Source organism: Psychrobacter sp. CX14, assembly GCF_057396205.2.
The window spans coordinates 112,188-124,532 of record NZ_CM183187.1 but is presented as its reverse complement, the minus strand read 5'-3'; the positions used below and the strand labels follow the sequence as shown (position 1 = coordinate 124,532).

Below are 12,345 nucleotides of genomic sequence, written 5' to 3'. Positions count from 1 at the left end.
ATTTTATTATGGATTATTAGTGTATAAACTCGTATCGTGCATTATCAGATAACGATTTGTAGCTAATAATTATTAAGGAAGAATACCATGAACCAACGTATGCAACGATTGGGCGATCAAATTCAACGCGAGCTTGCGGTGCTTATCCGTGATGATGTTAATGACCCTCGTTTGACTGGGTTTGTGACCATCTCGAGTGTGAAAGTTAGCTCTGACTTGGGCTATGCTGATGTGTATGTCACCATCATGGAGCCTGAGCTTAATGATGCGATGAGCAAGCACAGCCATGAAGAAAGCTTAAAAGTGCTTAATAAAGCAGCAGGCTTCTTGCGTACTGAGCTAAGCCATCGTCTAAAGACTCGTACCACGCCGCGTCTACGCTTCCATTATGATGAAGTGACTGCCCGTGGTAACTATATGATGGACTTGATCCACCAAGCAGTGACCAAAACAGAAGAGACATCAGCTGACGATAATGATGTAGATATGGATATCAGCTCAGATAAAACTGACAGCGAATAATCTAAATCCTTTTTAACTAGAGTAGATATGATGAGCCTAGATAACCAGTCAGCCACCGCTCGGCCTTCTCAAAATAAGCCGCTGAAAACTCGAGTTTCTGGGGTTATGTTGATTGATAAGCCAAAGGGGCTGACCTCGCAGCAAGTGGTCTCTAAGGTCAAATACCTACTTAAGTCGCCATTGCACGATAGCAAAAAAGCAGGACATACCGGCACGCTCGATCCTATGGCGACTGGCTTACTACCTATTTGCCTAGGTGAAGCGACCAAGTTCAGTCATTATCAGCTGGATGCCGATAAGTCTTATCAGGCGGTGGTTAAGCTTGGTATTCAAACCGATACGGGTGATGCAGAAGGGCAGAGTATCACCGAAAAATCGGTTCCTGTTATCACTCGGCAAATGCTTGATACGGTCACCACTCAGTTTATGGGTGACATAAAGCAAACCCCGCCTATGTACTCTGCGCTCAAAAAAGACGGTAAGAAGCTGTATGAATATGCTCGTGAGGGTATTGAAATAGACCGCCCTGCACGTCCTATTACCATCAAGGCGCTGGGTTTAAAGATCGCTGATTCTCAAGATGAGCTGATTTTAAATGTCACTTGCTCAAAGGGCACTTACGTACGTGTTTTGGGAGAAGATATCGCCGTAGCGTTAGGCACTTTGGGTCATTTAGTGGCGCTGCGCCGTACTCAAGTGGGTCATTTTGATATTGCAGACTCTATTAATCTAGATGAGCTTGAAGCCCTTTCTCATGAGCAGCGTATGGCTCAGCTATTAAGTATCGATGCTTGTATCAGCGGTGTGCCGCTATTAACAGTTTCTGATAGTCAATGCGAGCGACTGCATATGGGGCAGCGCCTTAATGTTAAAGAGCAATTAGACGAGTCACTATCTGATTATTTGCGTTCTGACCATTCTTCATATGATAGCGCTGACAATACCTATGATATTAGGCTGATTAACAGCGCAGGAGAGTTTTTAGGGCTAGGTAAACTTGAACCGACAGGACGTTTGCAACCTAAGAAGATGATTCAGCGTTAAATAAAACGGCTAGCAAATATCAATTGCGAAACCTTTAAGAAAGCTTATCTCATCGCCTCATTTTTATTATTGAGCCCAAGTCATTATCGTAATAGTGACTTGGGTTTTTTGTGCTTATCGATATGAGTTTTTGAAGTTACGCAGGTTAAACACAATTCACAATCCCACACATTTCCTTGCAACTGTTATCTATTGCAGATGGGTTTAAGCTTGTATTCTAAACTTAATCAATCAGGACGATGCCTTAAGTCATTGAATAGTCATTGAATATATGACCAATTATAAAAATAGAAAAATAAAACCCTAAGAATAATATTTCAATAATTAATAATAAATTTGAATAACTAAAACATTAGCTGAATATTAATTAGCAGATTAATAATAATAAATAGAAGAACCAACGATAAATAATAATAAAAATGGAAAAAGAGGGGGATCATTTACTGACACCAATAATTAATAATAAAAGCGCCGATTACATAATAAATAGCGGCCAAGATAATGACTACAAGTGCATTATAAAAATAAAAACGATAATTAAGAATTAAATTTCACATTTATTACCCATACTAAGGGAGATTACCATGAGTAAGAAGATTGCATTTTTATTAAGCTCGTATTTCGAAGAAGCAGAATATGTGGAAGTCGCTCGTTTGTTAAAAGATAAAGGTTATGACACCACGTTAATAACTACCAACGACAGCAAAAACGTCCAAGCGATGAAAGGTGATGTTGAAAAGGTAAAAACCTATAACGCTGATTTATTCCTAAGCGAAGCAAATGCTGAAGATTACGATGCGATTGTTCTACCAGGTGGTACTGTCAATGCCGACACTATTCGTCAGAATAAGGACGCACAAAGCTTTGTGAAGAAGTTTTATGATGCGGATAAAACCGTTGCTGCCATTTGTCATGCGCCTTGGTTATTAGTAAACACCGGCTTGGTTAAAGGCAAAACATTAACCTCTTATCCTAGTTTGGAAACGGATATCAATAATGCTGGCGGTACTTACGTTGATAAAGAAGTTCAGCAAGATGGGGTGATAATTACATCGCGTAATCCTAATGATATCGAAGCCTTTGTGGACGCTATTGATAAAGCCTTATCATAATTAGTTATCATACAGCTCCATTATTAAGAATTATCAAGACGGTATTTTAGTAATTTAACCGTGAGTATAATGCTCTAATACAAAATCTAACGTCAAACTATATTAATAGATGTTAGATTTAATAAGTGGTTTTAATAATTAAACTATTTGTATCACTAAGATGATGTTTAAAGCTGTTTTATAAGCATCGTATTTGAATTTACTTTATGAGGAAATGATTATGTCAAACGATAAAAGCTATGAACAACAACAGTCAGACGCTGAAATTGCTGGTCTAAAAAACCAACTGGAAGGCAATTTAGGTAATAATAAAGATAAAGACGAAGAGGCAGCCGCAGAAGGTATCGCTGATAACCTAGAGCAATCTCAGTCTAAATAATGGGTTAATATGTTAGCGTATTACCTTACGTGAGCCTAGATATCGTCTCATCAATACTTAACTTGACTTAACTTGGAGATTATAATGAGTAATGATCCTAAAAAGACGCCAGAAGGCGAAGCGATTGATACATCTTTAGAAGAGTATGAAACGCCAGACAGTTTGGCAGAAGCCACAACTGCGGCACTAGATGACGACGCACTAGGCGTTCATGCTACAGAAGATGATGCTGACAAATAAGAGATAGATAATTGTTATCAAGTTTAGTTTAAGAGATTTTTGATTCATTTATAGGAGTCAAAATGATTAACTTAACTAAAATAGATTATTTATCAATTTAGATAAAAAACTACCCAACTTTGGGTAGTTTTTTGTTATAATCATACGCTTACCCAGTCATTTTTTTAGGTCATCTCTAGTAATGCAGGGATGTCCCCAATAAAACTGACTTATATTAGCAATGCATTGCAGGAGAAAGTTATGTTAACTAACACTGATCGTCAACAGATTATCGCTCAATACCAACGTGCCCCTGGCGACACGGGTTCACCAGAAGTACAAGTTGCTCTATTAACTGCGCGTATCAACGATCTACAAGATCACTTTAAAGCTCATAAAGCTGATCACCATAGTCGTCGTGGTCTTATCCGTATGGTAAACCAACGTCGTAAACTGTTAGATTACTTAAAAAGAAAAGATTTACCACGTTATGCGTCACTAATTAGCGAATTAGGCTTGCGTCGTTAATTTTAGATGTTTATGGTGGGGTTATACACAATGTATGATTCAACAATCATCTAAAATCAAAGCGCTCATGCCTTGGTAAAAAAAGAAACGGTGTGAATATTTCACGCCGTTTTTTTGTATGTATGGGGTTTACTATTCGTAGTCGAATGATTAGCTAATGCAAGTCAAAGAGAGGTGCTTGGCAGATCATTCAAGACGCCTAAACAGACTTTTATTGGTCAAGTATGCTAAATCCCTGTAAAATAAGCACACGTCTTATTGAGAATGGCAGGCTTCTAACGTTTGTGTGGTTTAATAGCCTTGAATATGAGCATAACCATATAAACGTTAGAGGCTGAAAAAATGTCTCAATAGACGAATTAACTCATTCGTATCAGTAATTTATAAAAAATAGGAAAAATTAATGTCAATGTTTAATACCATTTCTCGCGAATTCCAGTATGGCAACGAACAGGTTGTTATCGAAACTGGTCGTATTGCCCGTCAAGCAAACTCAGTATTGGTTCACATGGGCGGCGTATCTGTATTGGTTGCAGCGGTTGTTAAACCTGAAGCCAAAGAAGGTCAAAACTTCTTCCCGCTAACGGTTAACTATCAAGAAAAAATGTACGCTGCAGGTAAAATCCCTGGTGCGTATGGTAAGCGTGAAGGCCGTCCAACAGAATTTGAAACGCTAACGTCACGTTTGATTGACCGCCCAATTCGTCCATTATTCCCTGAAGGTTATGTGAACGAAGTTCAAATCACAGCCACCGTTATCTCAAGTGATAAAAAGCACTATGCTGACATCGCAGCGATGATTGGTGCTTCAGCAGCATTGGCTATCTCAAGTGCGCCATTTAATGGCCCAGTTGGTGGTGCTCGTGTTGGTTTCATCAATGGTGAGTATGTACTTAACCCATCAATCGAAGAGTTAGAGAAGAGTGACCTAGACTTAATCGTAGCGGGTACGAAGTCTGCAGTATTAATGGTTGAGTCAGAAGCGGCTGAGCTGTCAGAAGATCAGATGCTAGGCGCTGTACTATATGGTCATGAGCAGCAACAGATTGTTATCGATAACATTATCGAGCTGGCCAAAGCAGTGGGTACTGAAAAGCAAGAATTTGAAGCGCCACAGCTTGATGCTGAGCTAAAAGAAAGAGTAACATCACAGTTTGGTGAGCAAGTTGCTGAAGCGTACTCAATTGGCGATAAGCAAGACCGTTATGAGAAGCTTGATGAGATTAAAGCGGCTGCTATCGAAGCATTAGCCGGTGATCCAGAAGCTGAAGAGTTCTCTGAAAAAGAAGCTCAAATCAAGGACATTTACAACGATCTTAAATACCGTACCGTTCGTGATGCGATTTTATCAGGTAAGCCACGTATTGACGGCCGTGACCTAGATACCGTTCGTGCACTTGATATCCAAGTAGGTGTACTACCTTACACGCATGGCTCAGCGCTATTCACTCGCGGTGAAACTCAGGCGTTAGTAACCACAACGTTAGGTAACTCACGTGATGTGAACTTAATTGACTCGCTAGCGGGTACGATTCAAGACCACTTCATGCTGCATTACAACTTCCCACACTTCTCAGTCGGTGAAACGGGCCGTGAAGGTGTGCCAAAACGTCGTGAAATCGGTCATGGCCGTCTGGCTCGCCGTGGTGTACAAGCCATGCTTCCAGATAGCGACCGCTTCCCATATGTTATCCGTGTAGTATCAGAGATTACTGAATCAAATGGTTCATCATCAATGGCTTCAGTTTGTGGTGCAAGCTTAGCGTTAATGGACGCTGGTGTACCAATGAAAGCGCCAGTTGCTGGTATTGCGATGGGTCTGGTTAAAGAAGGCGATCGTTTCGCTGTATTATCAGATATCTTAGGTGATGAAGATCACTTAGGCGACATGGACTTTAAAGTTGCCGGCTCTAAAGACGGTATCACTGCTTTACAGATGGATATCAAGATTGAAGGTATTACGCCAGATATTATGGAAAAAGCACTTGAGCAAGCTCATGCCGGCCGTATCCATATCCTAAATGCAATGAACGAAGTATTACCTGCTAGCCGTACTGAAATCAACGCACACGCGCCAAACTATGCGGTAATGGAAATCAACTCGGACAAAATCCGTGATGTTATCGGTAAAGGCGGCGCAACCATTCGTCAGCTAACTGAAGATACCGGTGCAGTTATCGATATCGATGATACTGGTACAATTCGTATCTTTGGTGAGAACAAAGCAGCGACTAAAGAAGCTATCCGTCAGATTGAAGCGTTAACAGCTGAAGTTGAAGTGGGTAAAGTATACAAAGGTACGGTCGCTCGTGTTGTAGACTTCGGTGCATTCGTCACTGTATTACCAGGTACTGACGGCTTAGTGCATATATCACAGATCGCTGATGAGCGTGTCGAAAATGTCTCTGACTACTTAAGCGAAGGTCAAGAAATCAACGTATTGGTACAAGACGTTGATAACCGTGGCCGTATTAAGTTGACCATGAAAGGTATTGAGCAGCAAGGTGGCTCTGCTGAGTAATAGGCTTTAATGGCTTACACGTAAATTAGTAATATAAAATGCGCCCAATTTGGGCGCATTTTTTTGAGTCAAAAAAATTGGGCTAATACGATAAGTAGCCCAACTCTTTTAGATACTTGTTAGAGGTTTATTTTAAGAATTTAACTGTACCCTGAGTTCCGGTACTCATTGCGTCATTGGCTAAGGCATTCTTCTCTTGAATAGTTTCTGCATCAGGACGACGCTCGATGTGACCACACTGAGTGCACTCGATATATTCATCCTCTTCAGGCTCAAAGATGCGTACCTGAACCACAGCGTCCATCGTCTGACACTTAGGGCAGCTTACACCAGCCAGAAACTGTCGTCTAGGACGGGTTGATTGATAACGCATACTAAGCCACCTCGTCTACATCGACAAAACCGCCATGGCGAAGTAAGGCATCAATGCTGGCTTCACGACCACGGAAAGCCTCAAAGTTCGTTTTAGCAGGTAGACTACCACCGACGGCTAGGATGCTTTCGCGGAAGTCTTTCCCTGTTTGTGGATTAAATACGCCTTCTTCTTCAAAGCGACTAAAGGCATCGGCTGACAGCAATTCTGCCCACTTATAAGAGTAATATCCTGCCGCATAACCACCCGCGAAGATGTGGCTAAAGCCGTTGGCAAAGCGGTTGTAATCTGGTGTTTCCATGACAGCAACATCGCTGCGAACCTTGTCTAAGGTCGATAAGATGCCTTGGTAGTCAGGGGCAGGTGTGGTCGCATGAATCAGTAAATCAAACAGAGCAAACTCAATTTGACGTAAAGTTTGCATACCGCTTTGGAAGTTTTTAGCAGCCAGTAACGCATCAAGCTGAGACTTCGGTAACGGCTCGCCCGTGTCAACGTGGGCACTAATGAGGTTAATGCCCTCACTATCCCATGCCCAGTTCTCCAAGAACTGACTGGGCAGCTCAACGGCATCCCACTCAACACCATTCACACCAGCAACATCACTGACGCTCACTTTGGTTAATAAGTGGTGCAGACCATGACCAAACTCATGGAACAAGGTCAATACTTCATCGTGAGTCAATAAGCTTGGTTTATCGCCATTTGGTGGTGTGAAGTTACCAACCATAAAGCATACAGGCAATTGCGAGTAAGCTTCAGAGCTATTACCTGTATAGGTGTATCGTGACTGGAAGCCGCTCATCCAAGCGCCGCCACGTTTGCCACTACGCGCATATAAGTCAAAATAGAAGCCACCAATTAAGCTGTCTTCACCGTCTTTGTTAGTATCAAATAGCTGATAGAAGCGAACATCATCGTGCCATAACGCAACTTGATCGGTTTTCTCTTCGGCACGGACACCAAATAATTTATTAACAATAGTAAACAGTCCGTCGATCACTTTAGGCAATGGGAAGTAAGGTCGAATCTCTTCTTGTGACAGCTTGAACTTGGCTTGTTTTACTTTTTCAGCCAGATAAGCGGTATCCCAAGGTTTAATGTCATCAATACCTTGATTGCGCGCCTCCTCTTTAAGCTGTGCTACATCACGCTGTGCTGCTGGTGTGGCTTTATCGGCTAGATTACGTAAGAAATTTTCAACTTGCTCAGCACTGTCTGCCATTTTACGAGATAGCGAGACTTCTGCATAACTATTAAAACCAAGTAGATCTGCTTTTTGGGTGCGCAGCTCTAATATCTTCGCCATCCCCTCACTATTGTCTAGTGACTCACCTTTGGCGTTTTTGTGTTCGTCAAATTCTGAAGCGCGAGTGACATATGCCTTATATAAAGTCTCACGCAGTTTGCGGTCATCCGCATGAGTCATGACAGCTAAATAAACAGGGATATCTAAAGTAGCCACATATAACGGCTTACCGTCATCTTGTTTATCGGCTAAATCAGCTTCTATCTGTTTGGCTTTATATTGCTCACCGGCGGCTTGTAGCATGGCAAGGCCACTGTCTGTAATACCAGATAACTGCTCATCTGTTAACGGTAATGCAAACGCTTGTGTGGCATCTAAGATATTGTCAGAGAATTTAGCAGATAAGGTCGACAATTGACTTTGAATATCTGCATAGGTGGCTTGTTTGTCAGTGGGTAGTGCCACACCTGATAACTCGAAACTCTGCATAGCAAGCTCAATTGCACGCTGACGAGCAGTTTCTAATGAATTAAATACTGAAGCATCCTTTTTTACAGCTTGATAGTGCTGATACAGGGGCTTGTGCTGACCAACACGAGTACCAAAAGCCGATAATAATGGCAGTAGTTCATGATGAACATGACGAATCTCATCATTACTCATCACGCTATTTAAATGAGATAAAACGCCCCAGCTGCGGTCTAATTCTAGACCGATGTGATCAAATTCAATGATATTTGTCAGTGCTTGCGTGCTATCAACATGATTGTCGGCATTGTCTAAGTCATCTAAAAACTGGTTGCCTTTATCTATTGCTGCGGTCACCTGCGCACGTAACTGCTCAGGGGTCACGCTAGAGAAATCAACAAGATGTAAATTATTATCTAGTATAGAGGTAGACGAATTTTGCATAATTATTTTCCTAATATTCAATGAAAGATGAAATGCTCAGTACTGACGATTTGAACCAATTGTCGTTATAGGATGCTTGTTATTTATAAGTTAATAGTATAACTATTGTGCCTATCTTGACAGATTACAAGGTAGGGGCATGCTTGAGAATAACGACCAGATAATCTTCAGTAGCGTGCAGTTAGTATCAGAGATTTTGTGAATACAGGTAACCTAAATTGGCTATAAGGTATCGGTTTAGCAGAAGTGGTTACACAACAGGAACAAGGCACGAAGAGTAATTACATTATTTACAAAGCCCGTATAGTCTTCATTGACTCGGGTTGTTACTCTGAAATTATGAACTAGATTATGTCACCTGCTTAAAGATGCCGCTTAAGGGATTTAATAACAATAATTAAAGCAGTAGATTTTTATATCTGGTTTTAAATCCGAATGGGTTGCCATATTTAAATCGATTGCATAACTATAAATCACATTATAAAAGATATAACGGCAGAAATCGGTGACATGGTTGTTTTATAAGCCAGATTATTTTTAACACGATTATCCAGTATAAGTACGTTATTCAGTACTGTTTAATTATAAAAATTCATTAATTATAAGAAAGGACTATTTATGAAAGCGACACTAAAAAGTTTACGTGAAACCACAGCAAATCCAGCGGTTAGTATCTTTGTTAAAACTCACCGCGAGCATCCTGCCAATGAGAAAGACCACATTGCTCTAAAAAACCAATTAAAAGTGGCAGAAGAGCGCATTACTAACGAATATGACAAGCGCACTGCGGCGACTATTCTAGAAAAAATCCATGCCGAAACGGATGAGCTGGATCATAATTACAATTTGGATACGTTAGCGATTTTTGCTAGCACTGATGACGTTAAGGTAATCCGTTTACCACTAGATACTGAAGAGCGTGTGATTCTTGGTGAACATTTCGCCACACGTGACTTAGTACGTGATATGGCAAGTGCAGTACATTACTATACTGTTGTCATTACTCGTGAGCATGCTCGTCTAATCGAAGCATCAAACGATCGTGTTGTGCTTGAGTTTGATAAAAACGACGATGCACAAAATCATATGGATCATATTCCATTCCCTATTGAAAACACGACATTGCATACATCAAGTGGTGCAGCTCGTTCGAATGCATCGAATGAAGATAACTATCTAAAAGAGTTCTTAAACCGTGTGGATAAGAGCGTGCAAGAGCTATGGGGCGATCATAAAATGCCATTAGTGATTGTCGGTGATGCGCGTAATATCAGCTTCTACAAAGAAGTGTGTGACCGTCCTGACAATATTATTGCGACTGTTGACCACATTACTGATTTAGAAAATGGTTCAGCACAGCATATTATTGATGGCGTACAAGAAGCTATCGAAGGCTATCGCAGCAGCTTGCATGAAGAAGCACTGGGTAAAATTGAACAGGCACGTGGTGCAGATTTAGTACGTACTGACTTGCAAGAAATTTATAAAGCAGCTTTCCAAGGTGCTGGCGAGACCTTATATGTACGTAAAGGTTATATCCAACCTGCAAAAATAGATGCCAAAGCGCAAACGCTAGAATTAGCAGACGACCCTGCAGCAGACGGCGTAACCGATGATGCGGTTGGTGAAATCATTGAGCTTGTTATGCATAATGGCGGTGATGTTGTATTCTTACCAATAGAGACGTTGGGTGAAGATCAGCCAATCGCTTTAGTAACCCGCTACTAATCTAGAATGGTCTATTTGCTGAGCATCTTTTAATGAAGATGTTAAAAGCACTGGTCAAGTCATTGGCCGGTGCTTTTTTATCGGTTTAATCTTATATATTTGCTTATATATTTAAGCTTTTAGTATTCGAGCATCTATACTTTAATCAGATAGACATCTACTTACGCTATGCTGAGTACAGTCAAAGGTGTTTTACTCTAGTATAATATCGACCATATCTCATCAATAACAGTGTGCCTATAATGAGTCAAAAAAGCAGTATTGTTCTGACAAGCTATAACATCCATAAGGGTATGTCGCCGCTAAATAGACAAGTTGTGACCAAAAAGATAGGGGAGGCGTTACGTGAGCTAAACCCAGATATTTTGTGTCTACAAGAAGTGCAGGGTCAAAACTTAAAGCGTATGATCAAGTACAACGAATACCCGAATCAGTCGCAGCATGAGTGGTTTGGTGAATATTTAAATCTTGATCACAGCTATGGGAAGAACTCTGAATATGATAATGGGCATCACGGCAATGCGGTATTAAGCCGTCATCCACTTGACCCAAAGCATAATATTAATATCACCGTTAATAAGCTTGAGAAGCGTGGTGTATTGCATTGTGAAGTACATCCAGAAGGCTGGGATGAGCCAATCATTATTTTATGCGCTCACCTAAATTTGCTAGAGAATGATCGACAAAAGCAATACGATGCCATTGCTACCTATGTTAATGAAACCATCGATCAGAATCGACCTTTGATATTAGCTGGTGACTTTAATGACTGGAAGAAGGTATCTTGCCAAAAGCTCGCTAAAGAGCTAAATATGACCGAAGCCTTTATGGACCAGCACAATAAGTTGCTCCCCACCTTTCCTGCTAAACTACCTGTACTGAGTTTGGACCGTATTTACGTGCGTAATTTAAAGGTAAAACGTGCTTGGGTACATAAGGGCAAACCGTGGTCTGGATTGTCTGACCATTTGCCCATCAGTGCCGAGTTAACGCTAACCTAGAAGAAGAGAATAAACAAAAAATACCGCTATCTAAGATAGCGGTATTTTTTGTTCTTTTTTATAGAATAAAAAGGTTCAAAGTAAGGGGTTAACCCATATCTTCACTGCCATCGATCACAAAACTAACAATCATGATTACATGGTATGAGCTGATATTACCATCAGATACACCGACTTTTTGTTCTTTGACCCAAGCGCCTTGGACGCTATTTACTGTTTTAGAAACTTGTGCGATACCTTTTTGAATGGCATCTTCAAAGCTTTTGGTTGAGGTACTGCTGACTTCAATATTCTTAGCAACTGTCATTATATAATTCCTTTTTATGGTTAATTTTCTTATTAATAAAACAGTATTTATTTAAACACTGAATGTAACGTAGGCGACCTGAGCCCTATCTGTTAATTTACTTATGAAGACGTAAACTAATCTCATAACTAAATTCAACGTTATGACTAACATCATTATCATTGATTGAATTTGATGACGAATCAGTAGAAACTTGTCTGCCTAACTATTATTCTAACACTATTCTTGTGGACATCATACTAGGTATAAGGTTGTGATTAAGTTATTGTTTTATAAGCTAATATTTAAATATTTAGCCCTATTATAATGATAATTGGTAAAAATATAGAACGTTATAATATCTCTCGGTGTTGCCCACAGTTTTCATATTAATGTCAAGATTTGGTATTTATTTAAAACCCTATAATTATGGCAAAAATATTAGGGCAAAAGAAAAGCTGCTTAGCAGGG

At 40.3% G+C, this 12,345-nt stretch carries 12 protein-coding genes; 9 read left to right on the top strand and 3 right to left on the bottom strand.

The window, feature by feature from the left end:
• Window positions 1–87 precede the first annotated feature (87 nt).
• The 7 genes from AC2SLO_RS00550 (at window position 88) to pnp (ending at window position 6,325) form a co-directional block, all read left to right on the top strand.
• The gene (locus AC2SLO_RS00550; protein ID WP_486540089.1) at window positions 88–522 is read left to right on the top strand and encodes a ribosome-binding factor A; all 435 of its coding nucleotides are present in this window, start codon (window positions 88–90) and stop codon (window positions 520–522) included.
• Window positions 523–552: 30 nt separating this feature from the next.
• On the top strand, window positions 553–1,566 hold the full coding sequence (gene truB / locus AC2SLO_RS00545) for a tRNA pseudouridine(55) synthase TruB (protein ID WP_486540219.1): 1,014 nt from the start codon (window positions 553–555) through the stop codon (window positions 1,564–1,566).
• Between the two features lie 584 nt (window positions 1,567–2,150).
• Window positions 2,151–2,678 (top strand): type 1 glutamine amidotransferase domain-containing protein, encoded by a 528-nt coding sequence (locus AC2SLO_RS00540; protein WP_486540091.1) that lies wholly within the window; start codon window positions 2,151–2,153, stop codon window positions 2,676–2,678.
• Between the two features lie 220 nt (window positions 2,679–2,898).
• Complete coding sequence (locus AC2SLO_RS00535) at window positions 2,899–3,057, top strand: hypothetical protein (protein WP_486540093.1); 159 nt, start codon at window positions 2,899–2,901, stop codon at window positions 3,055–3,057.
• 84 nt (window positions 3,058–3,141) lie between these two features.
• Window positions 3,142–3,297 carry a hypothetical protein gene (locus AC2SLO_RS00530; protein WP_486540095.1) on the top strand — a complete coding sequence of 52 codons (156 nt, stop codon included), beginning with the start codon at window positions 3,142–3,144 and terminating at the stop codon, window positions 3,295–3,297.
• A 240-nt stretch (window positions 3,298–3,537) separates the two neighbouring features.
• On the top strand, window positions 3,538–3,804 hold the full coding sequence (gene rpsO, locus AC2SLO_RS00525; protein ID WP_486540097.1) for a 30S ribosomal protein S15: 267 nt from the start codon (window positions 3,538–3,540) through the stop codon (window positions 3,802–3,804).
• Between the two features lie 403 nt (window positions 3,805–4,207).
• The gene (pnp, locus tag AC2SLO_RS00520) at window positions 4,208–6,325 is read left to right on the top strand and encodes a polyribonucleotide nucleotidyltransferase (protein WP_486540099.1); all 2,118 of its coding nucleotides are present in this window, start codon (window positions 4,208–4,210) and stop codon (window positions 6,323–6,325) included.
• Between the two features lie 127 nt (window positions 6,326–6,452).
• Here pnp and AC2SLO_RS00515 read toward each other — a convergent pair whose 3' ends face one another.
• Window positions 6,453–6,698, bottom strand: coding sequence for a YheV family putative metal-binding protein (locus AC2SLO_RS00515; protein ID WP_486540101.1), 246 nt, complete (start codon window positions 6,696–6,698; stop codon window positions 6,453–6,455).
• A gap of 1 nt (window position 6,699) precedes the next feature.
• Window positions 6,700–8,859, bottom strand: coding sequence for a M3 family metallopeptidase (locus AC2SLO_RS00510; protein ID WP_486540103.1), 2,160 nt, complete (start codon window positions 8,857–8,859; stop codon window positions 6,700–6,702).
• Between the two features lie 618 nt (window positions 8,860–9,477).
• Between AC2SLO_RS00510 and AC2SLO_RS00505 the strand changes: the two genes are divergently transcribed.
• Both AC2SLO_RS00505 and AC2SLO_RS00500 read left to right on the top strand, forming a co-directional pair.
• A complete protein-coding gene (locus tag AC2SLO_RS00505) occupies window positions 9,478–10,587 on the top strand; it encodes an AOC03_06830 family ribosome hibernation factor (protein ID WP_486540105.1) in 1,110 nt (369 codons plus the stop codon).
• A gap of 242 nt (window positions 10,588–10,829) precedes the next feature.
• Window positions 10,830–11,588 (top strand): endonuclease/exonuclease/phosphatase family protein, encoded by a 759-nt coding sequence (locus AC2SLO_RS00500; RefSeq protein WP_486540107.1) that lies wholly within the window; start codon window positions 10,830–10,832, stop codon window positions 11,586–11,588.
• 88 nt (window positions 11,589–11,676) lie between these two features.
• On the opposite strand, the gene AC2SLO_RS00495 is transcribed toward AC2SLO_RS00500, so the two are convergent.
• Window positions 11,677–11,895 (bottom strand): dodecin family protein, encoded by a 219-nt coding sequence (locus AC2SLO_RS00495; protein WP_486540109.1) that lies wholly within the window; start codon window positions 11,893–11,895, stop codon window positions 11,677–11,679.
• Window positions 11,896–12,345 lie beyond the last annotated feature (450 nt).

Excerpts from the sequence above, each read along its gene's own strand:
- AC2SLO_RS00550 (WP_486540089.1), top strand. The coding sequence starts at position 88 with ATGAACCAACGTATGCAACGATTGGGCGATCAAATTCAACGCGAGCTT.
- truB (WP_486540219.1), top strand. The coding sequence starts at position 553 with ATGAGCCTAGATAACCAGTCAGCCACCGCTCGGCCTTCTCAAAATAAG.
- AC2SLO_RS00540 (WP_486540091.1), top strand. The coding sequence starts at position 2,151 with ATGAGTAAGAAGATTGCATTTTTATTAAGCTCGTATTTCGAAGAAGCA.
- AC2SLO_RS00535 (WP_486540093.1), top strand. The coding sequence starts at position 2,899 with ATGTCAAACGATAAAAGCTATGAACAACAACAGTCAGACGCTGAAATT.
- AC2SLO_RS00530 (WP_486540095.1), top strand. The coding sequence starts at position 3,142 with ATGAGTAATGATCCTAAAAAGACGCCAGAAGGCGAAGCGATTGATACA.
- rpsO (WP_486540097.1), top strand. The coding sequence starts at position 3,538 with ATGTTAACTAACACTGATCGTCAACAGATTATCGCTCAATACCAACGT.
- pnp (WP_486540099.1), top strand. The coding sequence starts at position 4,208 with ATGTCAATGTTTAATACCATTTCTCGCGAATTCCAGTATGGCAACGAA.
- AC2SLO_RS00515 (WP_486540101.1), bottom strand. The coding sequence starts at position 6,698 with ATGCGTTATCAATCAACCCGTCCTAGACGACAGTTTCTGGCTGGTGTA.
- AC2SLO_RS00510 (WP_486540103.1), bottom strand. The coding sequence starts at position 8,859 with ATGCAAAATTCGTCTACCTCTATACTAGATAATAATTTACATCTTGTT.
- AC2SLO_RS00505 (WP_486540105.1), top strand. The coding sequence starts at position 9,478 with ATGAAAGCGACACTAAAAAGTTTACGTGAAACCACAGCAAATCCAGCG.
- AC2SLO_RS00500 (WP_486540107.1), top strand. The coding sequence starts at position 10,830 with ATGAGTCAAAAAAGCAGTATTGTTCTGACAAGCTATAACATCCATAAG.
- AC2SLO_RS00495 (WP_486540109.1), bottom strand. The coding sequence starts at position 11,895 with ATGACAGTTGCTAAGAATATTGAAGTCAGCAGTACCTCAACCAAAAGC.